The sequence below is a fragment of the Pseudomonas sp. W2Oct36 genome, from assembly GCF_041060465.1.
GTDB lineage: Bacteria > Pseudomonadota > Gammaproteobacteria > Pseudomonadales > Pseudomonadaceae > Aquipseudomonas > Aquipseudomonas graminis_B.
Map to the genome: position 1 here is coordinate 41,467 of NZ_JAUERW010000008.1, position 24,146 is coordinate 65,612.

18 protein-coding genes are annotated in these 24,146 nt (G+C 61.2%); 6 read left to right on the forward strand and 12 right to left on the reverse strand.

Annotation, left to right across the window (positions count from 1 at the left end; translation table 11 throughout):
- Window positions 1–2: 2 nt before the first annotated feature.
- Window positions 3–2,027: a methyl-accepting chemotaxis protein gene (locus QWI18_RS13025; protein WP_369319003.1), complete on the reverse strand. Its 2,025-nt coding sequence runs from the start codon at window positions 2,025–2,027 to the stop codon at window positions 3–5.
- 370 nt (window positions 2,028–2,397) lie between these two features.
- Here QWI18_RS13025 and QWI18_RS13030 point away from each other — a divergent pair, with 370 nt between their 5' ends.
- Window positions 2,398–4,206, forward strand: coding sequence for an EAL domain-containing protein (locus QWI18_RS13030; protein ID WP_296313113.1), 1,809 nt, complete (start codon window positions 2,398–2,400; stop codon window positions 4,204–4,206).
- Window positions 4,207–5,176: 970 nt separating this feature from the next.
- Here QWI18_RS13030 and gloA read toward each other — a convergent pair.
- A complete protein-coding gene (gene gloA / locus QWI18_RS13035; RefSeq protein ID WP_065990298.1) occupies window positions 5,177–5,707 on the reverse strand; it encodes a lactoylglutathione lyase in 531 nt (176 codons plus the stop codon).
- A gap of 200 nt (window positions 5,708–5,907) precedes the next feature.
- Here gloA and QWI18_RS13040 point away from each other — a divergent pair, with 200 nt between their 5' ends.
- Window positions 5,908–6,411, forward strand: coding sequence for a DUF4946 domain-containing protein (locus QWI18_RS13040; RefSeq protein WP_244656890.1), 504 nt, complete (start codon window positions 5,908–5,910; stop codon window positions 6,409–6,411).
- A gap of 506 nt (window positions 6,412–6,917) precedes the next feature.
- On the opposite strand, the gene QWI18_RS13045 is transcribed toward QWI18_RS13040, so the two are convergent.
- The 6 genes from QWI18_RS13045 to mexE form a co-directional block, all read right to left on the reverse strand.
- On the reverse strand, window positions 6,918–7,283 hold the full coding sequence (locus QWI18_RS13045) for a histone-like nucleoid-structuring protein, MvaT/MvaU family (RefSeq protein WP_065990300.1): 366 nt from the start codon (window positions 7,281–7,283) through the stop codon (window positions 6,918–6,920).
- A 423-nt stretch (window positions 7,284–7,706) separates the two neighbouring features.
- Window positions 7,707–8,408 carry a haloacid dehalogenase type II gene (locus QWI18_RS13050; RefSeq protein WP_296309277.1) on the reverse strand — a complete coding sequence of 234 codons (702 nt, stop codon included), beginning with the start codon at window positions 8,406–8,408 and terminating at the stop codon, window positions 7,707–7,709.
- A gap of 186 nt (window positions 8,409–8,594) precedes the next feature.
- Window positions 8,595–9,692 (reverse strand): lipopolysaccharide assembly protein LapB, encoded by a 1,098-nt coding sequence (locus QWI18_RS13055; protein ID WP_192130455.1) that lies wholly within the window; start codon window positions 9,690–9,692, stop codon window positions 8,595–8,597.
- Between the two features lie 215 nt (window positions 9,693–9,907).
- A complete protein-coding gene (locus QWI18_RS13060; RefSeq protein WP_192130456.1) occupies window positions 9,908–11,305 on the reverse strand; it encodes an efflux transporter outer membrane subunit in 1,398 nt (465 codons plus the stop codon).
- Entirely contained in the window at window positions 11,305–14,496 is a 3,192-nt protein-coding gene (locus QWI18_RS13065; protein WP_065990308.1) for an efflux RND transporter permease subunit, read from the reverse strand. Before QWI18_RS13065 ends, QWI18_RS13060 begins: the two co-directional genes overlap by 1 nt.
- Window positions 14,497–14,508: 12 nt before the next feature.
- Window positions 14,509–15,750, reverse strand: coding sequence for a multidrug efflux RND transporter periplasmic adaptor subunit MexE (gene mexE, locus QWI18_RS13070; RefSeq protein ID WP_065990310.1), 1,242 nt, complete (start codon window positions 15,748–15,750; stop codon window positions 14,509–14,511).
- Between the two features lie 663 nt (window positions 15,751–16,413).
- Between mexE and QWI18_RS13075 the strand changes: the two genes are divergently transcribed.
- The 4 genes from QWI18_RS13075 (at window position 16,414) to QWI18_RS13090 (ending at window position 21,380) form a co-directional block, all read left to right on the forward strand.
- Window positions 16,414–17,295 carry an alpha/beta fold hydrolase gene (locus tag QWI18_RS13075; RefSeq protein WP_369319067.1) on the forward strand — a complete coding sequence of 294 codons (882 nt, stop codon included), beginning with the start codon at window positions 16,414–16,416 and terminating at the stop codon, window positions 17,293–17,295.
- A gap of 141 nt (window positions 17,296–17,436) precedes the next feature.
- Window positions 17,437–17,946 (forward strand): sigma-70 family RNA polymerase sigma factor, encoded by a 510-nt coding sequence (locus tag QWI18_RS13080; RefSeq protein WP_192130458.1) that lies wholly within the window; start codon window positions 17,437–17,439, stop codon window positions 17,944–17,946.
- Window positions 17,943–18,908 (forward strand): FecR domain-containing protein, encoded by a 966-nt coding sequence (locus QWI18_RS13085; RefSeq protein WP_369319004.1) that lies wholly within the window; start codon window positions 17,943–17,945, stop codon window positions 18,906–18,908. Before QWI18_RS13080 ends, QWI18_RS13085 begins: the two co-directional genes overlap by 4 nt.
- Window positions 18,909–18,977: 69 nt before the next feature.
- A complete protein-coding gene (locus tag QWI18_RS13090) occupies window positions 18,978–21,380 on the forward strand; it encodes a TonB-dependent siderophore receptor (RefSeq protein ID WP_369319005.1) in 2,403 nt (800 codons plus the stop codon).
- A gap of 201 nt (window positions 21,381–21,581) precedes the next feature.
- Here the strand turns inward: QWI18_RS13090 and QWI18_RS13095 are convergent, their stop codons facing one another.
- Genes QWI18_RS13095 through QWI18_RS13110 form a run of 4 tightly spaced genes read right to left on the reverse strand, consistent with a single transcriptional unit; the run spans window position 21,582 to window position 24,146 of the window.
- Window positions 21,582–22,217 carry a TetR/AcrR family transcriptional regulator gene (locus QWI18_RS13095; RefSeq protein WP_192130461.1) on the reverse strand — a complete coding sequence of 212 codons (636 nt, stop codon included), beginning with the start codon at window positions 22,215–22,217 and terminating at the stop codon, window positions 21,582–21,584.
- 46 nt (window positions 22,218–22,263) lie between these two features.
- Window positions 22,264–22,974, reverse strand: a complete 711-nt coding sequence (locus tag QWI18_RS13100) for an SDR family oxidoreductase (RefSeq protein WP_192130462.1) — start codon at window positions 22,972–22,974, stop codon at window positions 22,264–22,266.
- A complete protein-coding gene (locus QWI18_RS13105; RefSeq protein WP_192130463.1) occupies window positions 22,961–23,281 on the reverse strand; it encodes a Dabb family protein in 321 nt (106 codons plus the stop codon). Before QWI18_RS13105 ends, QWI18_RS13100 begins: the two co-directional genes overlap by 14 nt.
- Entirely contained in the window at window positions 23,274–24,146 is an 873-nt protein-coding gene (locus tag QWI18_RS13110) for a sugar transporter (protein ID WP_192130464.1), read from the reverse strand. Before QWI18_RS13110 ends, QWI18_RS13105 begins: the two co-directional genes overlap by 8 nt.

A 24,146-nucleotide genomic window follows, 5' to 3' on the forward strand; every position in this document is an offset into this window, starting at 1 on the left:
TCTCAGAGCTTGAAACGGCCGACCACGGTGCGCAGTTCGCCGGCCAGCAGCGACAGTTCGTCCGCCGTTACCGCGTTGTCCTCGATGCCTTCCATCAACACGAAGGTGCCGTTGCGGATCTCGGTGACGTTGCGGTTGATGTCTTCGGACACGGCGTGCTGCTGCACGGCAGCGCTGGCAATCTGGGTGTTCATGCCGACGATCGACTCGACGCCTTCGTTGATCGCGTTCAGGCTCGAGGACGTCTGATCGGCCGAGCTCAGGCAATCCTGCGCCCGGTCCTTGCCCGCTTTCATCTGGTCCACGGCCGCGTTGGTCGCCAGTTGCAGCTGCTGGATGATCCGCTGGATTTCCGCGGTGGAGTTCTGAGTGCGTGAAGCCAGGGTTCTCACTTCATCCGCGACCACGGCAAAGCCACGGCCCTGCTCACCGGCGCGGGCGGCTTCGATGGCGGCATTGAGGGCAAGCAGGTTGGTCTGGTCGGCGATGTTGCGGATCACTTCAATGACCCCGCCGATCTCCTGGCTGTGCAGCGCGAGGGCCGCGACCTTTTGCGCACTGAGGTCGACTTCGCCGGCCAGTGCTTCGATGGTCTGGCGGGTCTGCTGCATGACGCCCAGGCCTTTGCCGGATGCCTGGCTGGCCTGTTCCGCTGCACGCGCCGCGCCTTCGGTGTTCTGGGCGACGTCGGCGACACTGGCGGTCATTTCGTTGATGGCGGTGGCAACCTGTTCGGTTTCGCCTTGCTGGGCGTTCATCGACACTTTGGCGCGGTCGATGGACGCACTCAGGCGGGTCGCGGCGTCGGATACCGAGCGCGAACTGCGCTCGACCTGGGCAAGGGATTCACCAAACGCCTGGACCATTTGATTCAAGCCGGTGCCGATGTCGGCCATTTCGTCTTTGCCCGCCACGTTGACACGGGCGGTGAGGTCGCCTTGGGCGATACGACGGGTGGCGCTCAACATGGCTTCCATGGCTTGGCGCATCGCGCTATAGATACCGCTGAACGCATAAATCAGCAGCAGACCGGCGATGGCGAACATCGCCAGCATGGCGGTGCGTTCGGCCGACTTGTCGTGAACCCGTTGTTCCAGCACCGCCGACAGCGCTGCCTGCAAGGCGTCCTGCGCCTTATACAGCTCGGCCACCACGGCGTTGCCTTTGGTCGGCAGGCCCTGCATCCCGGTGATGGTGTTCTGTGGTGAGGTGATCAAGGTTTGCAGGTCACTGCGAAAGCTGTCCAGGCTGGACAGCCCGCTGCTGACGGGGGACTGGATGCGATCGGCGAGGGCTGTTTCCTTACGGCGCAGCAGGTTGAGGCTCTGCAGCAGCTCCTGGCGAATCTGGGTTTCTTGCTTGAGCAGCGATTTGATCGTGCCACGGGTGGCGTCGGTCAGCGGTTGCCCTTCATGCAGACCACTGGCCAGACCGCGCAACTGGCCGACGACGTTGATCTGGCGTGGCAGTCGCAGGGTGCTCTGATCGATCAGGAACAGCGAGGCGTAGTCTTCGTCCAGCACCATCCCGGAGGTGGCGGAGATGAAGTAGATGAAGTTCAGCGTCTGGGTCATCTGATCGCTCCATGCATCGAACAGGGTCGCTTGATCGGCACCGGCTTTAGTCTGGCTGATCAGCCCTTCTGCGCCGGAGCGCAGGCGCTGCACGCGGTCGGCTGTTTCCAGCTCGACGGTGAACTGGCGGTCCGTGGCTTCCAGCTTGGTGTAGGCATCCAGGAGTTTGGTCTGATTGGCGGCGAGGTCAGCCTGGGCTGTCTCATCCCCGCTGAGCAGGCGGTTGGTCAATGCCCGCTGCAGCATCGACAGGCGCAGTACGGGGGTGACGTCCATCAGGTAACGCTGGCCGACTTCTTCGGAGTGGATGTTATCAATGCTGGCGTTGAGCTGGTGCAGCAGGCGCGCGCCCAACAGCCCCAGGGGGAGCAAAACGATGATGGCGAGCAGTGCGAATTTGGCAGGAAAGCGCAGTCGGTTGGTCAGGTACACGGCAGGGGAAAGAATATTCATACTGTTCTCAAAGCCCCGAAGCGGGGCGATTGGGTTGTTGTCGGTGAGAACGGTCCTTTTTCTCGGGTCGGAGTGCGGTGACGACGTCTCTGGGAGGAGAAGGCGCTATGGTTGATTGCGCCTCGCTCCAGTCCATCTGTCGGCCGGTATCGTATTAACTTTATAAAAACTTATACAACAATATATATTTGTACAGCTTTGGAACTGGACGGATTAAGTGATGTCTTTGTGATATCAGTCTTTCTCAGCTCAGCCGAAGTCTGTTTTGCCCCTGATCGTCGGTAATTGACCACCCGTCATGATCCTGAGCGGGCAATGATGGCCATGAGATATCATCTAACCCGTATTTTTAGAACGGAGGGCGCACGCCATGAACTGTTCGCTGGAAATTGAGCAGAAGCGCCTGTCCGCGGTTCACGCTTTGCAATGGCTCGAAACCGCTCACAGCGAGGATTTCGACCGCCTGTGCCGCCTGGCTGCCGCGCACTTTCGCGTGCCGACGGTGCTGGTGTCCCTGGTGGAAAAAGATCGGCAGTGGTTTCCGGGCCGTGTGGGGTTTGACGCGAGTCAGACGCCCATAGAGCAGTCATTCTGCCGCTACACCATCCAGAACGCCGAAGTCATGGTGGTCAATGACGCTGGCCTGGATCCGCGCTTTGTCGACAACGCGCTGGTCACCCAGCCTGATGGCATCCGTTTCTACGCCGGGGCCCCGTTGTGTAATCACCACGGTGATGTGCTCGGCAGCTTTTGCCTGATCGACACTGTCCCGCGCACGCTGCAGCCCGACGAAGTGGCTGTCCTCGAAGATTTTGCGCAACTGGTCATGGGCCAGGTCGAACAATGCCAGGCGATGCGCTACCGCCACCCGGTCAGCCGCCTGCCGAATTTGCAGCAATTCTTGCTGGACACTCAGGACGTTGCGGTGACCGGGAGTCAGGTGCGGCTGATGGTGGTGATCCGCACCCAGCCGATGGCGAGCGCTGCGGATGTCAGCGTGAACAGCAACCTGGATGCGCAACAGACGCGCCGCGATATGGCCAACTGCCTGCGTCGCCGTCTGGATGGGATTGCCGAGCTGTATCACGTCAGCGACCTGGATTTCTGCCTGCAGATGAGCTGCGAACGCTCTCGCCGGGATGACCTGGTTCGCATGCTGTTGGCGGTGATCACCGAGCCTTTCACCCATCAGCAGGTGGCCGTGGGGCTGGCGTGCTGTGACGATGGTCAGAACTCCGCCGCTGCGCTCATGGGCAAAGCGACCCACGCGGCGGGCAGGGCCGTCTATCGGCAGGTGCCGTGGGCGGCGTATGACGAGGCGGAGGATTGCGCCCAGCGTCGCGCCTTGACCCTGCTCAATGAACTCGCCGACGCGCTGGTCAGTGGCGACATCTTTCTGGAGTACCAGCCACGTTTCAGCTTGCAGGATGGCCGCCTGCTCAGCGTCGAGGCGCTGATTCGCTGGACCCATCCGATGCTGGGCAAGATCGGGCCGGATGAGTTCATTCCGTTGATCGAGGGCGCCGGCAGGATCAGCACCGTGACCCGCTGGGTCATCGACCGGGCGCTGACCGACCTCAGCGGCTGGATCGACGACGAAGTGCGGCTGTCGCTCAACCTGTCGCCGCTGGACTTCTCCGACCTGGACATCGCCCTGACGCTGCAGAGCGCCTGCGAAAAACACGGCGTTGCACCCGCACGGCTGGAAGTCGAGATCACCGAAGGCGAGTGGATTCGTGCCGACAAGCGCGTCATCGCGCAGCTCACCCGCATTCGCGAGCTGGGCGTTGACGTGGCCATCGACGATTTCGGCGCGGGCTACAGCAACTTTGCCTATCTGCACGAGATCCCGGCCAATATCCTCAAGCTGGACAAATCCCTGGTGACGGACCTGGAGAGCAACCCGCGCAACCGCATCATCGCCCGGTCCGTGCTGCACTTGGCCAGTGAACTGGGTTATCGCACCGTCGCGGAAGGCGTCGAAACCTTTCGCTGCATGAGCCTGGTCCGTGATTTCGGCTGCGAAGAAGCCCAGGGCTATTTCCTGAGCCGGCCGCTGAAGCTGCAACAGCTTAAGCAGCAGTGCCAGAACATTGCGCTGACGTTTACCCCTGAACCGTCGAACGCGCAGATTTATGCGGATCTGGGTGATACGGATCAGGTGATAGAAGCGGCGTGACGCTGGCCGGGTTTCCATTGCAGGACCGGTTTTAGCCGGGAAGAGGCCAGCGTGAACACCCACAATTTCGCGGTGTGACGCCTGACGCCTTCCCGGCTAAAGCCGGTCCTACGGTCGAGGTCGCAGCCACCCTCACTGCAAGCATGGGTTTTAGTGGGTGCCGCTTCAGCCAATCTTGCCGGATGCACGCGCTGCTTTTAGTGGGACCGGCTTCAGCCGGGAAGAGGCCAGCGTGAACACCCACACTTTTGCGGTGTGACGCCTTACGCCTTCCCGGCTAAAGCCGGTCCTACGGTCGAGGTCGCAGCCACCTCACAGCATGCATGGGTTTTAGTGGGTGCTGCTTCAGCCAATCTTGCCGGATGCACGCGCTGCTTTTAGTGGGACCGGCTTCAGCCGGGAAGAGGCCAGCGTGAACACCCACAATTTTGCGGCGTGACGCCTGACGCCTTCCCGGCTAAAGCCGGTCCTACGGTCGAGGTCGCAGCCAGTCTTGCTGGATGCACGCGATGCTTTTAGTAGGACCGGCTTCAGCCGGGAAGAGGCCAGCGTGAACACCCTCATTTTTGCAGCGTAACGCCTTACGCCTTCCCGGCTAAAGCCGGTCCTACGCAGGCTGTGTGAAAACCCTCCGCCAAAAATGAACTGCGCGCTCTCACGCGAATTTTGCAAATGTTCGCGTGGTATGCAGACCCAGATTTCGCGTAGGAACGCATTTTTCAGTACGTTTTTTGAGCAGTGCATTCAGGCCCGGGGTTTTCACACAGCCTGTACGGTCGCGGTCGCAGCCACCCTCACTGCATGCACGCGATGCTTTTAGTGGGACCGGCTTCAGCCGGGAAGAGGCCAGCGTGAACACCCACAATTTTGCGGTGTGACCTCCGACGCCTTCCCGGCTAAAGCCAGTCCTACGGTCGGCGTCAACGCCAGTCCTGTCCCTATCAGGGCCGGTCCCACTGATCGAGCGTGATTACTCGCCCGTTACCGGCGTTGGCTGGATGATTTCGACCCAGTAGCCATCCGGGTCCTTGATGAAGGCCAGGCTTTTCATGCGGCCGTCGGTCAGGCGTTTCTGGAAGTCCACGCCCAGTTCTTCGAAGCGCGCACAGGCGGCGTGTATGTCCGGCACCGAGATGCAGATATGACCGAAGCCGCGCGGGTCGGTGTTGCCGTTGTGATAGGAAAACTCAGGGTCTTTCTCGGTGCCGTGGTTGTGGGTCAGCTCGAGGACACCGGGAATGCCTTTCATCCAGACGTTACGCTCGGCGTCGTCCTGCGGGATCTGTGCTTTGTCGACCAGCGCCAGGAAGTACAGGCTGAATTCGGCTTCCGCGAAGTGGCGCTTTTCCACCAGGCTGAAGCCCAGCACGCGGGTATAGAAGTCCAGGGAAGCGGTGGCGTCCTTGACCCGCAACATGGTGTGGTTGAACACGAATTGTGCGGTCGAGGCGTCCGGGGTGGCCGTGACGCCGGGGAAAGTGTTCAGGTCGTGCAGACTCATGGTTGTCTCCGGGTTAACGCTAAAATGTTGCGTAATGATACGGGCTCATGGCTGACGCGCCAAACCGAAGGCGCATAAAGCGCGGCTTCCGGCTTGTAGACACTGCATGACCGGCCCACACTTTGCGGCTCGACCTTCAGGTACCGCCCATGCATCTCTTATTGCGCTCATGCGCCCGCGTTGCTTTCTGTTTCGTGCTGATGATTCCCGGCGTCGCGTCTTCAGCTGGCGCCATGATCATCTGGCCCGAAGGCTGGGACGTTGAAGCCTTGCCCCAGCCGCCGGCGAGCGAAGGCCAGCCCGCCGTGCAACTACGACAGCGTGCGGTCAAAAACGATCAGAACGGTGATCCGGCCATGGTCGTGGAGCTGACCCAGACGCAGCTGCAGCCCGGCCATTCGGTCAACGTACAGGGCGTGCTGCTGGCCATGCGCAAGGCGGTTCAGGTCAATTTTGCCCGCGGCGGTTTTCAGAGTGTCTGCACGCGGATGAAGGACAGCACGCTGAGCGACATTCCAGCCATGGAAACCACGTGCACCATCACCCAGAACGGCAATCACGTCATGACCCAGACGCTGGTGGCGGCGGCCAATCCCGAGTTGGCGTGGTCGTTGTCGTATGCCGGCTCGGCGGAAGGCTACGCGGCCCATAAAGAGGAGGTGTTGCAGATCAGGAATGGTCTGCGGCTGGGAGCGGCGCCGTAGATCGAGGCGGGGTCTGGACAAATCGCGGGCATAAAGAAGCCCGCCGAAGCGGGCATTGGGGCGCTAATCCTTTAGCAGCCTCTATCCTCTACAAACCGGTGTGAAAAAAATGTGAAGCTCACGAGCCATTCAGCTGCAGAGGGAAAATTCATCTGTGGCTGTATGAAGGCTCATGGCCAGCTTTAACACTCACTCAGTGCTGTTTGACGGGATTAATAACGCTTAAGAGACTCAACGGTTGAGCATGCTATAAGCCTGCCGAGTATTGAAAGCGATATATGCCATTAATACGAATCTGTTCAGCTAATTGTCAGGTTCAATATTCAACACCCGTCCCACACTCGCACGCATTATTTAAAATACGCAGGGCGCGGGTCGCGATCATTTGCGTTTAAAGCACTTGTTTCATGTCCTTTTCCCTGCACTTGCAGAGAAGCCCCGCGGGCAGAGCTTCCTCTCGATGTTGCAGATCAATCTTGCAGGCCTGTGTTCTAGGGAGCAGGGGATTAGCGGCCGCGCAACCAGGAGTCAACGGATTCAGCGCCGTATTGTAATTTCCAGTTTTTCAAACCGCGATGGTTGCCGCCCTTGGTCTCGATGACTTCGCCGGTGTGGGGATTCTGATAGACCTTGACCACCCGCGGACGACGGCGTTTCGGGGCCGCTGGCGTGGCATTGGACGCGCCCGTGTGAGGGTCGAGGATGGCGATGATGTCCCGCAAGGTCTTGTCGTACGTGCTCATCAGGGCCTGGAGCTGCTGCTCGAACTCGATTTCCTTCTTCAATCCGACGTCGTTCTTCAGATACTCCAGCTGGGCCAGCTGCTCCTGAAGGGCTTTTTCTGCTGCGCGAAATTCGGCAAGTCTGGACAAAATGATACTCCGGCAATTAATGGCTGTTGTCAGCTCAATGCAAGCAACAATGCAAGCAGCACGACGCGCATCTGGGTCTGCTGCTTTAGTTTTCACCACTTTCTACCGTGTCCCTGGCATCAGGATCAGCCGTCGACATTAACTTCATGGGAATGAACGTTGGTCTCGCGACGGGGTAGTTCAGTTGTGGCGCGAGTAAATAATGCACGTTTTTTACGCGTTGTAAAATAGCGGATGACTGATTGTTAAGTGAAACATCCGGGCGACCATAAGCGGGTCTGACAAAAAAACAATAATGGGCGCTAAACGTTGTAAGTAATTTCTTATACTTTAGCGCCAATGGAAACTGTGCCATCTCAAACGCGGCGGCAAACAGCCGCGTACCTGCACAGAGCAAACCACGTCAGCCAGTGAGGCGTCAGACTACGCCGGCCCGCCCCAGCGTTGAATGATCTGCTCGGCCAGGTCGCCCAACTCGGGGGCCATCAGGTCGGGAAGCGGCATTTCATCTATCAGGAGCGGTGCGTTGTACGGCCGGGTCAGCAGGGCGCCGAGGCACCCTGCCGCCTGGGCGCCCGCCGTGTCCCAAAAATGACACGCCACCACAAGCAGGTCCGCCAGTTCGACATTCAGCTCCCGGGAAACCATCTGGTAGGTTTGCGCAGCAGGCTTGAATTTTTTAACGGTCTCTACGCTGAAACTGCGCTCGAAGAATGTCGCTAACCCGGCGCGCTCAAGGGCCGAAGGGGATGCTCCGCTGGCCGAGTTACTCAGCGTCACCAGCCGAAAGCCGGCGTCACGCAAGCCGTTGAGTGCCGGCAGCACATCAGGGTGTGCTGGCATGTTACCCATCCGTGCCTGGAAGTCATCGATATCACTGGCGGCCAGGTCGACCTGATGGACAGACGCGAGCATGCGCAGCGTGCCTGCGGCCAGTTTGCCAAACGGGGTGTAAAGGCCGCACAAGGTCATCGTTTGCGAATAGAGGATCAGGTTGGCGAACCACTCGCGCAACAGGGCTCGATCACCGAACACCCGCTCAAACAGAGGCTCAAGGGTGGTGATGTCGAGTAAGGTTTCGTTCACGTCGAAAACGATGATCGGCGTTGGTTTCTGCACTGCCATGATGGGGACTCTCTTCTGAGTAGTGCACGCTGCTGCAAGCACGCGTTCGTCGCTTGAAGCCCTGACGTGCCGGATCACGGACAAGGTTAACCCGATCAAGCCGGCGCGACGCACTCATCAATATGAATCGTTTCCTGGATGGGATGGACAGCGTACTTCCGCCTGTCGGGGGCGCGTAATGAGGTGCTAAAGCCCCTGCTGCAGGGCAGGATCATCGGCGTTGAGCTGCTCCAGTTCAGCCAGCAGCACCTGCACTTTCTGTAGCTGCCCGGCCTCCGTCCAGTAACGAATCAGCAGAATCCTCGCGCGGCGATCGGCGGGTGCGCGCTGCAGAATGTCTTCCAGCTGCCGCTGCGCCGCTTCGAGCTGATCAAGATCGTGAAGCGCCACGGCGAGGTCATAACGGTAACCGGTGTTATCCGGTTCCAGCTCAATGGCCCGGGTCAGCGGAAGCAGCGCGTACTCATTCTGTTTATGCCGCAGCAGCCATTGGCCGAGTGCGTGTTGCGCCAGGGCCGACTGGGGCTGTTTTTCCAGCCACTGGGCGAGCAACTGGCGTGAACGATCGGCCTGACCCTGACGGTCGAGCACCTGCACCAGTGCCAGCCCCGCCTCCAGGTTGTCCGGTTCCAGCTTTGCGGCCAGTTCCAGCGCCTCGATCGCCTTTTGCGGGGTGCCGTTGTTGAGGTACAGCTGGGCGAGCGCGAGCTGACGTTGCCCGCTTGGCGGTTCGGCGCTCAGTGCCTGCTCATACTGTTGAGCGGCTTCCTGCAGCGCGCCGTAATACAGGCCCAGCTCATCCGGGCTCAGCGGTAGCAAGGCGCGCACCGCGCTGAAGCGCACCTGATCATCGGCATCGTCCAGCAGGGGGCCGATCAGCGTGGTGCGTTGATCTTCCGGCAGCATGGCGGTCACCGTCTGAATGGCCGCCTGTTGAACCAGCGCAGCGGGGCGCTTGAGATCGCCGCGCAGAATTTTCATCGCCTGGGTGCTGGGGTAATTCACCAGTTCGGCGAGCAGGCCGGCGCGGCGAATGTCCGACAGGTCGGTGCGGGTGAATTGCTGATACAGCACCCGCGCGGCGCCGGGCTTGCCGCCGTGGGCCTGCTCCAGTGCTTCGGCATAGCTGTGATTGACCTGGGGGGCGGCCGGCGGCGCGTGCCAGTTTCGCACCAGCATCGCCATGGCGATGATCAGCAGCAACAGCGCCAGCGCAATTGCCACCTGCCAGCGACGTCGAGCCTTGAGCTGGGCAGGTGTGCGCCGGGAAGACGACTCAGACATATCGGTTTCCGTGTGTGCGTGTGCAGCAGCTTCGGGGAGAGACCGCCGAGTGTCAAACCCTGTGGGGAAGGGTGCCTTCCTCGCGCGCTCGTGCGGTGTTTATCCACGGTCCAGAAAAAAGCCCCGAACCTGGTGGGTCCGGGGCCTTCGAGAGCGGCAGATCAGCGCTGCAGATCTGCTGCCGGTTGAGCGATCCCGCCGTTCATCCCGTGACCTCAGGCGTTCGGCTGCCAGCCACCGCCGAGAGCCTTGTAGATGGCCACGATGCCGCGATACAGATCGATTTCGGCCAGGGCCTGGCTGTCTTCGGCGGCCAGACGCTCACGTTCGGCGTCCAGCAGCACGAGGAAATCAGCGGTGCCTTCCCGGTACTGGATGTTCGCCAGATTGGCCGCCGATCGGCTGGCTTCACTCTGCCGCACCAGCGACACCAGACGCTGCTGACGCTTGTCGTAGTCGCTGAACGCGTTTTCGGTTTCTTCCAGGGCCAGCAGCACTTGCTGCTCGTAATTGGCCAGCGCGCCTTCGGCATCGGCATTGGCGCCGCGAATCCGCGCCCTCACGCTGCCTAAGTCAAACGCCGCCCAGGTGATGCTTGGGCCAAGGCCCCACGCTTGTGCTGCGCCGGAACCAATCTGCGAACCGCGGCTGGCCGTGAAGCCGAGGAAACCGCTGAGGCTGACCCGTGGGAACAGGTCGGCGGTCTGCACGCCGATCCGCGCGGTTTGCGCCGCCAGTTGCCGTTCGGCACTGCGCACGTCCGGACGGTTTTCCAGCAGCTTGGTCGGGTCACCGATCGGCAGGGCCTTGGAGATCGCCGGCAGTTTGGCAGGGGCCAGCGTGACGGTCATGGCGTCCGGCCGTTCGCCGAGGAGGGTGGCGATGCGGTTGCGTTCGCGCACCTGTTCCGCCTGAAGCTGCGGAATGGTCGCTTCCACTGCCGCCAGGCGCGCGTCGGAACGCACCACGTCGAGCTCGTTGCCCACGCCTTCATCTCGCAGTTGGGCAGTCACGCGGCGGGATTCCTGCTGGTTTTTCAGGTTGTCCCGGGCGATGTTCTCGCGCAGTTGGGCGCCACGCAGTTGGCCGTAGGCGTCGACCAGCTCGGCAATCATCGTCACCTGCAGCTGGTAGAGGTTTGCTTCGGCAGCCTGCTGGTCGGCATCGCTGGCTTCCAGCTCGCGCTGGATACGGCCGAACAGGTCCAGTTCCCAGGCCATGTCCAGGCCCAGGTCGTAACGTTCCTGATTGATGCGCTGTTCAGTCTGCCCGGGCACCTGACCGCGGCCGACCTGGCTGCTCGCGCGGCTGGTCACCACCGGCATGGCGTCGTTGCTGATGTCGTCACGAATCGCACGGGACGCCTTCAGACGGGCGAAGGCGACGCGCAACTCGCGGTTGCCCTGCAGCGATTCGGCGACCAGCTTGTTCAGCGTCGGGTCGTCGAACTGCTGCCACCAGATGGTCTCGATGTGGCTGCGGTCATAGGCCCGCTGGGTGGCGGCCTGGATGTTGGCCGCCGCGGTGTCCGGCTTCTTGTAGTCCGGGCCGACGGCGCAGGCCGCCAGCGCCAGCACCAACAGGCTCGGCAGGAAGAGTTTTGCAGCCTTCATCAATGAGCCTCCGGGGCGGTGGTCTGAATGCGTTGTGCCTTGGCCGCCTTGCGCGCCTCTTTGCGTCCAACGTAGTTACGGATCAGTACATAGAAGACCGGCGTCAACAGCAGACCGAAGAAGGTCACACCGAGCATCCCGGAGAACACCGCCACGCCCATGGCATGACGCATCTCGGCACCGGCGCCGCTGGACAGCACCAGCGGCACCACACCCATGATGAACGCGAAGGAGGTCATCAGGATCGGCCGCAGACGCAGGCGGCAGGCTTCAAGCACAGCCTCCAGCGGGGTCTTGCCCTTGTCCTGCTCATCCTTGGCGAACTCGACGATCAGAATCGCGTTCTTGCACGCCAGGCCCACCAGTACGATCAGGCCGATCTGGGTGAAGATGTTGTTGTCGCTCCCGGCAATGATCACACCGGCAATGGCCGACAGCAGGGTCATCGGTACGATCAGGATCACCGCCAGCGGCAGGCTCCAGCTTTCATACAGCGCGGCCAGTACCAGGAACGCCAGCAGCACGCAGAGCGGGAAGACCAGCAACGCGGTGTTGCCCGACAGGATCTGTTGGTAGGTCAGGTCGGTCCACTCGTAGGTCATGCCGTTGGGCAGTTCTTCCTTGAGCAGTTTTTCCATCGCCACCTGCGCCTGACCCGAGCTGAAACCCGGACCCGCCGCGCCGTTGATCTCGGCGGTGATGAAGCCGTTGTAGTGCATGACGCGGTCCGGGCCCGAAGTGTTGGTGACTTTCAGCAGCGTCGCCAACGGGATCATCTCGCCACGGTTGTTGCGCACTTTCAGTTGACCGATCTGTTCAGCGTCCTGACGGAACTGCTGCTCAGCCTGCACGTTGACCTGATAGGTCCGGCCGAAACGGTTGAAGTCGTTGGCGTACAGCGAGCCGAGGTAGACCTGCAGGGTGTCGAAGATGTCGCTGATCGGCACGCCGAGGGTCTTGGCCTTCTCCCGGTCGATGGCGGCATCGACCTGGGGCACGTTCACCGTGTAGCTGGTGAACAGCGCCGCCAGTTCCGGCACGCTGCGGCTCTTGCCGATGATGTTCATCGTCTCTTTGTACAGCTCGTCGTAACCCAGGTTGCCGCGGTCTTCGATCTGCAGACGGAAACCGCCGATCGTGCCCAGGCCTTGTACCGGTGGTGGCGGGAAGATCGCCATGTAGGCTTCCTGAATCCCCGCATATTTGCCGTTGAGGGCGCCGGCGATGGCACCGGCCGACTGGTCGGCTGCCGTGCGATCTTCGAACGGTTTGAGCGTGACGAACACGATGCCCGAGTTCGGGCTGTTGGTGAAACCGTTGATGGACAAGCCCGGGAAGGCCACGGCGCTTTCAACGCCCGGTTGCTTCAGCGCGATGTCGGACATGCGCTTGATCACGTCTTCGGTTCGGTCCAGGCTCGCGGCGTCCGGCAATTGCGCGAACGCCACCAGGTACTGTTTATCCTGCGCCGGCACGAAACCGGTCGGCGTGGTGGAGAAACCCAGCCAGGTCATGACGATCAGGCCGGCATACACCACCAGTGCCACACCGCTGACGCGGATCACCCGACCCACCGTGCTCACGTAGCCGTTACTGGCCTTGACGAAGAAACGGTTGAACGGCCGGAACAGCCAGGCGCCGAACAGCTTGTCGAGGAAGCGCGAGAAGCCATCCTTCGGTGCATCGTGAGCGCGCAGCAGCACGGCCGCCAGGGCAGGTGACAGGGTCAGGGAGTTGAAGGCCGAGATCACCGTCGAGATGGCAATCGTCAGCGCAAACTGTTTATAGAATTGCCCGGTCAGCCCGGAGATGAACGCCGCCGGAATGAACACCGCACACAGCACCAGGGCCGTGGCGATGATCGGGCCGGTCACTTCACGCATGGCGATCTGTGTGGCCTCCATCGGTTCATGACCCAGCTCGATGTTCCGCTCGACGTTCTCCACGACCACGATGGCGTCGTCCACGACGATACCGATCGCCAGTACCAGCCCGAACAGCGACAGCGCGTTGAGGGAGAAGCCGAACAGGTGCATGACCGCGAAGGTACCGATCAGCGACACCGGTACGGCGGCCAGCGGGATGATCGAAGCGCGCCAGGTCTGCAGGAACAGAATCACCACGAGTACGACGAGGATCAGCGCTTCGAAGAGCGTGTGAACCACCGCCTCGATGGAGCCGCGCACGAAGATCGTCGGGTCATAGACGATGCTGTAGTCCATGCCTTCCGGGAAGTTTTTCTTCAGCTGTTCCATCTCGCCGCGCACTTCGTTGGAAATGTCGATGGCGTTGGAGCCCGGGCGCTGGAAGATCGGGATCGCCACCGCCGGCTGGTTGTTCAGCAACGAGCGCAAGGCGTACTGGCTGGAACCCAGTTCGACGCGAGCGATATCTTTGACCCGGGTGATTTCGCCGTTGTCGCCGGCGCGCACGATGATGTTCTCGAACTCTTCTTCAGAGACCAGACGGCCCTGGGTGTTGATCGACATCTGGAAGCTGGTGGCGCTCGGGGAGGGCGGTGCGCCCAGTTGACCGGCGGCCACCTGGCGGTTCTGCTCGCGGATGGCGTTAACCACATCGGTCGCGGTGATATTGCGCGAAGCGGTTTTATTCGGGTCGAGCCAGACACGCAGCGAGTAGTCGCCCATGCCGAATAGCTGTACGTCGCCGACACCGTTCAGGCGCGCCAGCTCGTCCTTGATGTTGAGGACCGCGTAGTTGGACAGGTACAGCATGTCGTAACGCTGATCCGGCGAGGTCAGGTGGACCACCATCGTCAGGTCAGGCGAGGCCTTGTCCACGGTGATACCGATGCGCGTTACTTCTTCCGGCAGCTTCGGCTCGGTCCGGGTGACCCGGTTCTGCACCTGCACTTGCGCGGTGTCGAGGTTGGTCCCCAGCGCAAAGGTGATGGTCAGGGTCAGCTTGCCGTCAGCCGTGGCCTGGGAGGACATGTAAAGCATGTTCTCGACGCCGGTGATCGCCTGTTCCAGTGGCGCAGCGACGGTTTCGCCGATCACTTTCGGGTTGGCGCCGGGGAAGTTGGCGCGCACGACAACGGTCGGCGGCACGACTTCCGGGTATTCACTGATCGGCAGCTGGAACAGCGAGATCGCGCCGGCGATCAGGATCAGCAGCGAGAGCACCGCCGCGAAGATCGGCCGCGTGATAAAGAACTTGGAGAAATTCATCGTGTGTGTCCCTTAACCGCGTGGCGTGGCGGAAGCAGCCACCTTGGCGTCCAGCTTGGGCTGGGCCTTGGGTGCGTTGCTGGCTTCGAGCGCCTGGCGTTGTTGTTGCAGTGCGGTGAGTGTTTCGTCGCTGGCCATCGGCGTGTCCTGGGGGTCAACCGGTGAACCCGGACGCACGCGCTGCAGGCCGGTGACGACGATGCGGTCGTCTTTGCTCAGACCGCTGCGCACGATGCGCAAGCCTTCAAGCTTCGGCCCCAGATCAACGCTGCGGTAGATCGCCTTGTTGTCCTTGTCGACCACCAGCACGAATTTCTTGCCCAGGTCGGTGCCGACCGCTTCGTCCTTGATCAGCATGGCCGAGTAGGTGCCGCTGCCAACCAGCTTCAGGCGTGCGTACAGGCCCGGGGTGTATTCGCCCTTGCTGTTGTCGAACACGGCCCGGCCACGGATGGTGCCGGTGCGCGGATTGACTTGGTTGTCGACGAAGTTCATCTGACCCAGGTGCGGGTTTTCCGCTTCGTTGGACAGGCCCATGTACACCGGCGTCGTTGCGCCGCGCTTGCCGTCGCGGGCCAGCTGGTTGTATTTGAGGAACACGCGCTCGTCGGCGTCGAAGTAGGCGTAGACCTTGTCGGTCGAGACCAGGCTGGTGAGGATGGTCTGATCGGCGGTCACGATGTTGCCGGCGGTGATTTCCGCACGGCTGACGCGGCCGGTGATGGGTGCCGTAACGCGGGTGAAACTCAGGTTCAGGCGCGCCAGATCAAGCTGTGCCTGGATGGCGGCAACGGCGGCTTTGGATTCCTGGGCGGTGGTGGTGCGTGAGTCGGCGAGTTCGGCGGAGATCGCATTGTTGGTGCGCAGACGTTCGCCACGCTGGGCTTCATTGGTACTGCGCTGGGCAGCGGCCTTGGACTGCTGCAGTTGCGCTTCCAGACGATGCACTTCCGCTTCGAACGGGCGGGGGTCGATCTGGAACAGCAGGTCGCCTTTCTTCACCAACGCGCCATCAGTAAAGGCAACCGAATCGATCTGGCCGGAAACACGCGGACGAACCTGAACGGTCTCCGGCGATTCCAGGCGGGCGGTGACTTCGTCCCACTCGTTGACCGGTTGCTCGATCACCTTGGCCACGTTGACTTTCGCCGCCGCCGGCGCAACCGTCGCTTCAGGCGTCCGGCCGCACGCGCTGATGACCACAAGGGTCAACGCGGCGAGGGGATAGCGCAAAGGAGTTAAAGACTGAAGCATGGGAGAATCCGCCGATGTTATTGAGATGGGCGGATAATGTTCTCGGGGGTGTTATTGCACGAATCGAATGACACGAAGGTAACTATCAGTGGTAATGATGTTCGGCGTCATACAAGGTCTGCAATTGATAGGCTGCACCGCCCCGAAGCGTCTTTCTATACCTCCATTATTTGAGGGCTCTTGGCGTTGATCCACCCTAAGCCCCAATGAAATTCCAAGCCGGTCTTACCGAGATGCACCGTGCTTTTAGCGGGACCCGCTTCAGCCGGGAAGAGGCCGGCATTAACACCACACATTTGCAGCGTGACCACTGATGCATTCCCGGCTAAAGCCGGCCCTACTGAATGCACGCGGGCTCTGAGCGGGACTGCGTTTGCTACCGCTGCTCACATGAGGCCTGGCAACGTTGCAAAAACCGCAATGGTGAGTTGAGTTTTCTGGTGATTCACGACGGTCACTGCCGGCAATAGGCTTCAGCATGAATCCACTCATGCAGGTCTCCCAATGACTACCATCGATTCGGCCACCTCGGCGAACATCAAGCCTGGCGTCAGTCGCCGCGGCATCTTGCAAGCGTCCGCGGTGGGAGCAGCGTCCGCGGTCGCTGCTTCATTCGTGGGTGCTGCATCCGCCAGCTCACTCCCATCCGCTCAGCAGGGCAGCATCGAGGTCGATGATGCATTCGATGTCAGGTTCCACACCCAAAAGGTCGGCGACGTCGAGGTGTTCTACCGCGAAGTCGGTGCCAAAGACGCTCCTGTGCTTTTGCTGCTCCACGGCTTCCCGAGCGCAAGCCACATGTTCCGCACCTTGATGCCATTGCTGGCCAGCCAGTACCGCCTGATCGCGCCGGATTTGCCCGGTTTCGGCAACACCCAAGCCCCGCCGCGGGGCCAGTTCGATTACACCTTCGACAACCTCTACAAGGTGGTCGAAGGGTTCACCGAGGCGCTGGGGCTGACTCAATACGCGCTGTATCTGTTCGACTACGGGGCGCCCACCGGCCTGCGCCTCGCCGCCGCCAACCCGGAAAAGGTGACGGCCATCATCAGCCAGAACGGTAACGCCTACCTTGAAGGCTTCAGCGCTCAGTGGGATCCGTGGCAAGCCTATTGGCGTGATCCTTCGGCGGCCAACCGCGAAGCCTGTCGCCCGTCGCTGTCGCCGAAGACCATTCGTGATTGGCAATACGGCACCGGTGCCGATCCCGAGAAGCTCTCGCCCGACGGCTACAACCTGGACATTTTTTACATGGCCCGGCCCGGCGCGGAGGACATCCAGCTGGACCTGATTCTCGACTACCGCACCAACGTCGCCGCCTATCCCGCGTTCCAGGCGTATCTGCGCACGCACCAACCGCCGTTGCTCGCCGTATGGGGCGAGCACGACCCGGCCTTCATCCCGCCGGGTGCGCTGGCGTTTCGCAAGGACATCCCGAACGCCGAGGTCCATCTTCTGGACGCCGGACACTTTGCGCTGGAGACCCATGCGCCCGAGATAGCGCAGTACATTCGGGATTTCCTGGCGCGCAAGCTGAAGGCGTGAGAACGCCTGTGTCTCCGCGTCATCTAGCGGTGATGCGCTGAGGCGCTTGCTCGAGCCTTTTAATAAAAGAGCATGGACTCGGCATAGCGCACTGATTAGAATCATTCGCATTTGGCGCATCCATCGCTCAAGGCTCCTGTCATGATTGACACAGCGACGCTCCCTCCGCAGACCCTGCATTCCCTGTACCGCGACCATCACGGCTGGCTTGAAAACTGGCTGCGCAAGCGAATGGGCAATGCCTGGGATGCGGCGGACCTGAGTCAGGACACCTTTTTACGGGTGCTGTCCAGCTCGCAACAGATCGCCGATATGCGGGAACCACGGGCATTTTTGCTGACCGTGGGCAAGCGCCTGCTCAGCAATTTCTACACGCGGCGCAGTCTTGAGCAGGCCTATCTGGAGGCGTTGGCCCGGTTGCCTGAGGACAGCGTGCCGTCTCCCGAACAGCGCTGGCTGCTGCTGGAAACCCTGCAAGCACTCGACGAGTTGCTGGACGGTCTGCCGGCGGCGGTACGTCGGGCATTTCTCTGGAGTCAGCTCGAAGGCCTGGGCTACCGCGACATTGCGCAGCGCCTTGAAGTGTCGGAGCGCACCGTCAAACGCTACATGGCGCAAGCCTATGAGCACTGCCTGCTGGTGGATTGGTGATTCGGTCGTCACCTTCGAACGAAGAGCGCGAGGTGATTCGCAGCGCTGCACGATGGCTGGCGCTGCTCGAGTCCGGCAGTGCCAGTGAAGAAGATCACCTCATGCTGCAGCGCTGGCGCGACAGTGCGGTCGACAACGAGCGCGCCTGGCAAAAGGCTCAGCAACTGCGACAGCGTTTTTCGGCCTTGCCGGCCAATCTGGCAATGGCGACGCTGGACCGTCCCGACCCGGCTCGACGTGCCGCGCTGAAAAGGGCATTGGGCGTTGTCGCACTGGCTCCGGCGGTATGGCTGCTGGCGCGTCAGTTACCGCTGGAGGTCTGGCGCGCCGACCTGCACACCGCCATTGGTGAACACCAGCGACTGACACTGGCCGATGGCAGTGTCCTGCAGCTGAACACCGACAGCGCCGTCAACGTCGATCTCGGTGCCCGGCAGATCACGCTGATACGCGGAGAAATCGCACTCAACGTGCCGGGTAGCGCGCCGTTGTCCATCGACGGTCCCTACGGTCGTGTCAGGGTCAGTCAGGGTGAGGTCTGCGTGCGTCTTGACGAGAACGACTGCCGGGTCTCGGTGGTCCGCGGTTCGGTGCAGGTCCATCCGTTGCAAGGCCCTGCGCTGGTTTTGCAGGCGCAACAGCAGATCAGCCTGCGCACAGACGGCGCAGGGCCAGTCACCGCGTTCGACGCCATGCTGCCCGGCTGGCGAGACGGCGTGCTGACTGCGCAGAATCAGCCGTTGGGCGATTTTCTGCGAGAGCTCGGTCGATACCGCCCCGGCCTGCTGCGTTGGGAGCCCGAGCTTGAAGCATTACGGGTAACCGGCAGTTTCAAGCTCGATAACACCGACCGGGTTCTGTCGCTGCTGGCAGCCAGTCTGCCGGTAGACATTCATATGCGTACTCGCTACTGGGTCACCCTGGCCCCCCGAAAAACCGCCCCCCCAAAAAATAGTGCGTGAAGCCTGTCCCTTTTTTTCGTCCCGCCGGTCATTCCAGGTAGTGAAAAAAAATGACGAGAGCTTCCCTTTATGTCCGCAGTGTCTCCCCACCGTTTGCGCCCGCTGTTGCATTTCAGTCTGTTGCTGACCCTGAATTCCAGTCCTCTGTTCATCTCGACCAGCTGGGCCGACACCGCGAACAGGCGCGCCTACGAAGTGCCTGCTGGCACGCTGAGTGCCGCGCTCACCCGGTTTGCCGGACAGGCCGGCGTCAACCTGTCGGTAGACCCTGCGCTGGTGAACGGACGTAACAGCGCCGGGCTGTCGGGCGACTTCGCAGTCGAAGAAGGCTTCACGCGACTGTTGCAGGGCACTGGCCTGCAACTGGTGTCCGTCGGCGATCAGGCGTACACGCTGATTCCTGCCGTTCAAAGCACGAGCCTGCAACTGGCGCCGACGTCGATTGTCGGCGACGTAGGCTCCACAGACGGTCAGGAATATGCAGGCGGTCAGGTGGCGCGCAAAGGCTCGCAAGGCATGCTCGGCTCGCGGGATTTCATGGAAACGCCGTTCAGCATGACCACTTACACCCAGGAGGCGGTGAAAAACCAGCAGGCCCGCACGTTGGGCGACCTGATTGCCAGTGACCCGTCGGTGCGCTCCACCAACCCGGCGGGCGGACGGTACGAACAGTTCACCATTCGTGGTCTCAGCCTGTTCAACAGTGACGTTTCCTACAACGGTCTTTACGGCATCCTGCCCACCTACACCATCGACATGGAGATGGCCGAGCGGGTCGACATCCTTAAAGGCCCGAGCCAGATGATCAACGGCATCTCGCCGCGCGGCAGTGTCGGCGGCGGCATCAACGTGGTGCCGAAACGGGCAACCGACTCGCCCATCACCGAATTCACCAGCAGCTATGCCTCCAAGGGACAGGTTGGTGGCGCTGTGGACGTGGCTCGCCGGTTCGGTGAAGACGACAAATTCGGTATCCGCTTCAACGGCGTCAAACAGTCTGGCGATACCGAGTGGGACCACCAGAGCGTCGACCGCGAGATGGCGGTGCTGGGGCTGGACTTCCGGGGCGAGCGCTTGCGCCTGTCGACCGATATCGGTCACACCGAACGTGACACCGACGCACCCCAGGAGCGCGTGCAGGTCGGTGCCAACGCCAAAGTGCCCAACGCCAGCGATGTGCGCGACAACTATGCGCAGGCCTGGAGCAAGGCGCGCACCCGTGACACCTTCGGGGCGGTGAATGCCGAGTACGACGTCAATGATTCGGTCATGCTCTACGGCGGCGTCGGTGCGCGCAAAAGCAACCATGAGTTCCTGCGCCATGCGGTGTCGGTGACCAACAATGCGGGTGACTTCAGCGTGCAGCCCCGCGACTTTACCCGTGACGAAAATGTCCGGACGGCCAACGCCGGGGTGCGCAACTGGTTCCACACCGGTCCGGTCAGCCACGAGGTCAATCTGGCTGCCAGCTATTTCTACATGGACTTCGAGAACGGCGGCGCGCGCTATGCGTCCTCGCCCAGCAACCTGTACGACCCGGTCGAGACGCCGACTCCCGTCAACCCGACTCGATCCGACGCCAAGGTCTATACCGAAAACCGTTTCAGCGGCCTGGCCTTGACCGACACACTGGGTTTTTTCGATGACCGCCTGCTGCTGACACTCGGTGCCCGCTGGCAGCGGGTCAAGGTTGATGACTGGACTGACAACGTCAAGGGTGACACCGCCTACAACGAGGAGAAGGTCTCGCCTTCAGGTGGCATTCTGTACAAGGTGACTGATGACTTTTCGGTGTACGCCAACTACATGGAGGGCCTGAGCCAGGGCAAAATCGCGCCGTCTACCTCGATTAATGAGGACGAGATATTCCCGCCGTTCGTCAGTCGTCAGGTCGAAGTCGGTGCCAAGTATGACCTGGGATCGTATGCGTTCACCGCCAGTGTGTTCCGTATCAAGCAGCCGGCTTACGAGACCAACGCCACCTCGCGGGTCTTCGGCCCCAATGGCAAGCGTCAGAATGACGGTGTCGAGCTGACGATGTTCGGCGAACCCCTCAAGGGCTTCCGCCTGCTGGGCGGGGTGATGTACATCGACAGCGAACTCACCCACACCGTCAACGGTCAGTTCGATGGCAACCGGGCACCTGCCACGCCCGAATACAACGTCAACCTGAGTGCCGAGTGGGACGTGCCGCAGGTCAAGGGCCTGACCCTGACCGGACGGGGCATCTACACCAGTTCGCAGTATCTGGACCAGGCCAACAGCAAAAGCATCGATTCTTCCGAGCGGTTCGATGTAGGTGCGCGTTATGCCTTCAAAGTCGACCAGAAGGACATCACGCTGCGCGCCAATGTCGAAAACGTCATGGACAAGCGTTACTGGGCCTCCGCCGGCGCGTCGGATGACAGCGAGCCCGGCTTGACACTGGCAACTCCCAGGACCTATCTGCTGTCCGCGACCATCGGTTTTTGAATGCAGTTGACTGCCCCGATCAACGCTGGACGATGACGAGGCTCGCGCCATGCCTCGCCATCAACTGTTCGAAGCACCGAAATGGCATCGGAAACTGCCGACCCTGACCCGCTCTAAGCCGCAAATGCTGCCCGGCTGAAGCCGGTCCTGCGGAACGGCACGAAACCAAGTAAAGCCGGGCCGCTGCAGCGGATCAGCGGATCAGCGGATCTGCTTGCCCACGTTAAAACGCAGCAACATCAGCGCTGCGTCGCACGCGTCACCCGCGAAGCGATGCTCGCCAAAGGCCTGGGCATTTACCGTCGCACCATCGAGCAGCATCAACAAGTAGGTGGCCAGGGTCTTGGCGGTCTCGGGCGTGTGGTACCGAGCCATTTCGTTCTCGACCAGTCCAAGCAACTGGCGCTTGTAATCGAGGGCAATCCCACGAATGTCCGAATGTTCCGGAAACTCCGCCACGGCACGGCCGAACAGGCAGCCGGCGAAGCTGGTCGAGCAGAACCACTGGCCCCGCCAGTCGAAGATCGAAATGATTTTCTCGTCCAGGCTGGGCTTATCATCCATACGCGCCTTGAGCTGCCCGATCAGATACTCGGAACGCTGCCTCAACACAGTTTTGACCAAGTCTTCCTTGCCGTTGAAGTTGCGATACATCGTCATCCTTGCGACGCCGGAAGCCTCGATGATCCAGTCAACGCCCACGGGGTGAAAACCGTACTGCGAAAATAGGGCAGTGGCAGTGTCCACGACATGCTGCTTCTTCGATACAGACAACTCAGAACTCCAGAGTCGGGAAAGTGTGAGGGGCGAAAGCCGTAACATTTTGATGTAGACCATTCTATATCAGTGACTGTTCGACGCTCCGCCCCCGGATTTCAAATTATCAGGTGAACGTCACCGTGTCCCCGCCGTCAACGGCCAATACTGTGCCGCTGATCATCGGGTTGCTGGCCAGAAGAAGCGCCGCCGAAGCGATGTCCTCAGGCTGCGCAATACGCTTGACGGGGAGAGACTGACTGCGCTGGCGCATTTTTTGTACCAGTGCCTCGGGATGCATGCCCGTGTCCACAAACCCTGGCGACAGCACATTCACCCGAACCGGCGACAGCTCGCTGGCCAGTCCGCGTGCGAAACCCTCGACACAGGCGTTAACTGCGCTGATCAGGGCGGTCTGAGGACCGGCACGCTGGGCGAACCGGCCCGAGACCAACGTCAGGGACCCGCCGTCTTCGAACTGGGCAAGTCGGGCAATGTGGTAGGCCGCCCAGAATTTGCTGTCGAAGATCCGTTGCGCGTCTTCCAGAGCAACCGTTTGCAGAGGGCCGAACGTCAGCGATGCGGCCGTGACCACTATGTGATTCCAGCGGGTGGAGCTGGCGAAGAAATGCTCCAGTTCTGAACGCTGCGTGATATCGAGCTGGGCGACGGCAACGTCCGGGCCGATGTCCCGCGCCGCCTGATCCAGGCCCGCCAGGCTGCGCGCGGCGAGGGTCACGGTCGCACCTTGCCGGTGGAACAATTTGGCGATGGCAAAACCGATACCGGCGGAACCACCGATGACCAGAACCCGGGTGTTGTGCTCAAACGTGGTCATGATGACCCTCCTTCTGCTGCGATGGCTCGGTGTGCGGGTAATCGAAAATCAGCATCTCGGTCAGTGCGCGTAATCTGGGGCGAAAGGCGGCGTGCAAAGGGTGTTCTCGCCAGCCAGGGAGTACCGAGTCGTCGGTAAACGTCAGGATGAAACCCTGATCGAAGCCCAGTGAGCGGTCACCGCTATCGAAAATGACTTCGACCGATACCAGGCCCGGGACACGTCCGGGGAAACCGTGCAGTTCTTGCAGCAACGCTGACAAGGCGGCGGGGTCCTGGGTTTTCAACAACACGATGCGCTTAAGCATGGGCGTTCTCCCATTCGATCAGGTTGCTCAGCCGGGGGCCGCTCTCGAAATCACACACCACCGTGTCGCCGTGGCTGAGCTGGATACCTGCGTCGGCGCTGTTGCGATCTGCGCCCATATAGAGATAGATCAGCGTGCCCGGCAGGCGCAGTGGAGGGTGCTGCCACAAGGTCTCGAAGAGGTCACTCGCCTGATAGCACAGGCACGACAGCCCCGTACTGAAACGCTGCTCCCAGTGCAGGTCGCCCGCCCGATAGATGGATGTTCGGCCCTGGACCAGCTGTGGCAGTGGCTGCTGGAAGAATTGGTGAGAAATGGCACTGGGCTGGAGCTTGGCGTACGCCAGATAGTTGCGCCTGGACTTGGCAAGTGCGATGTCGGTCAGGTCGTTGCCAAAGGTGTAGCCGATGTAGTCCGGCTGTCCGTTCTCCGCCACCAGAAACAGCGCCACGACTTCGGCTTCTTCACACGCCGACAGCGCACCGGGACTCATGCGCAGTACGTCGCCACTGCGTTTGAGGGTGTTGGCAAAGCCCTTGATAAAGAAAGCCGGCCGCTCGTCCTGCGCCGGTTGCTCCGCGACCTTGCTCTGGTGGGTAAGGCCGAAGCCGCACACCATCCCTTGGCGCGGGTCCGGCGGCAGCAGACATGGGAGCAACTCGAAGCCTGACAGGTCTTCCACTGTCAACGGCTGGATGGCGCGGGCGCGCAGGTATTCCAGCGGTCCGCCGGGATGCTGGCCCGCTGGCGTGTCTCGAAGAAGATGGTACAAGCTGTTGAGTGGATACAGCGTGTACTGCCCGCTGGTGGAGGGACTGGTCACGTAACGCTGCCCGTCCCGTTCGCATTCGAAGATGATCGACAT

Coding starts and splice junctions, on each gene's coding strand:
- QWI18_RS13110 (WP_192130464.1), bottom strand. CDS start 24,146: ATGTCGATCATCTTCGAATGCGAACGGGACGGGCAGCGTTACGTGACC.
- QWI18_RS13080 (WP_192130458.1), top strand. CDS start 17,437: ATGATTGACACAGCGACGCTCCCTCCGCAGACCCTGCATTCCCTGTAC.
- QWI18_RS13030 (WP_296313113.1), top strand. CDS start 2,398: ATGAACTGTTCGCTGGAAATTGAGCAGAAGCGCCTGTCCGCGGTTCAC.
- QWI18_RS13055 (WP_192130455.1), bottom strand. CDS start 9,692: ATGTCTGAGTCGTCTTCCCGGCGCACACCTGCCCAGCTCAAGGCTCGA.
- QWI18_RS13025 (WP_369319003.1), bottom strand. CDS start 2,027: ATGAATATTCTTTCCCCTGCCGTGTACCTGACCAACCGACTGCGCTTT.
- QWI18_RS13050 (WP_296309277.1), bottom strand. CDS start 8,408: ATGGCAGTGCAGAAACCAACGCCGATCATCGTTTTCGACGTGAACGAA.
- QWI18_RS13060 (WP_192130456.1), bottom strand. CDS start 11,305: ATGAAGGCTGCAAAACTCTTCCTGCCGAGCCTGTTGGTGCTGGCGCTG.
- QWI18_RS13100 (WP_192130462.1), bottom strand. CDS start 22,974: ATGACCACGTTTGAGCACAACACCCGGGTTCTGGTCATCGGTGGTTCC.
- QWI18_RS13040 (WP_244656890.1), top strand. CDS start 5,908: ATGATTCCCGGCGTCGCGTCTTCAGCTGGCGCCATGATCATCTGGCCC.
- mexE (WP_065990310.1), bottom strand. CDS start 15,750: ATGCTTCAGTCTTTAACTCCTTTGCGCTATCCCCTCGCCGCGTTGACC.
- QWI18_RS13105 (WP_192130463.1), bottom strand. CDS start 23,281: ATGCTTAAGCGCATCGTGTTGTTGAAAACCCAGGACCCCGCCGCCTTG.
- gloA (WP_065990298.1), bottom strand. CDS start 5,707: ATGAGTCTGCACGACCTGAACACTTTCCCCGGCGTCACGGCCACCCCG.
- QWI18_RS13090 (WP_369319005.1), top strand. CDS start 18,978: ATGTCCGCAGTGTCTCCCCACCGTTTGCGCCCGCTGTTGCATTTCAGT.
- QWI18_RS13065 (WP_065990308.1), bottom strand. CDS start 14,496: ATGAATTTCTCCAAGTTCTTTATCACGCGGCCGATCTTCGCGGCGGTG.
- QWI18_RS13095 (WP_192130461.1), bottom strand. CDS start 22,217: ATGGTCTACATCAAAATGTTACGGCTTTCGCCCCTCACACTTTCCCGA.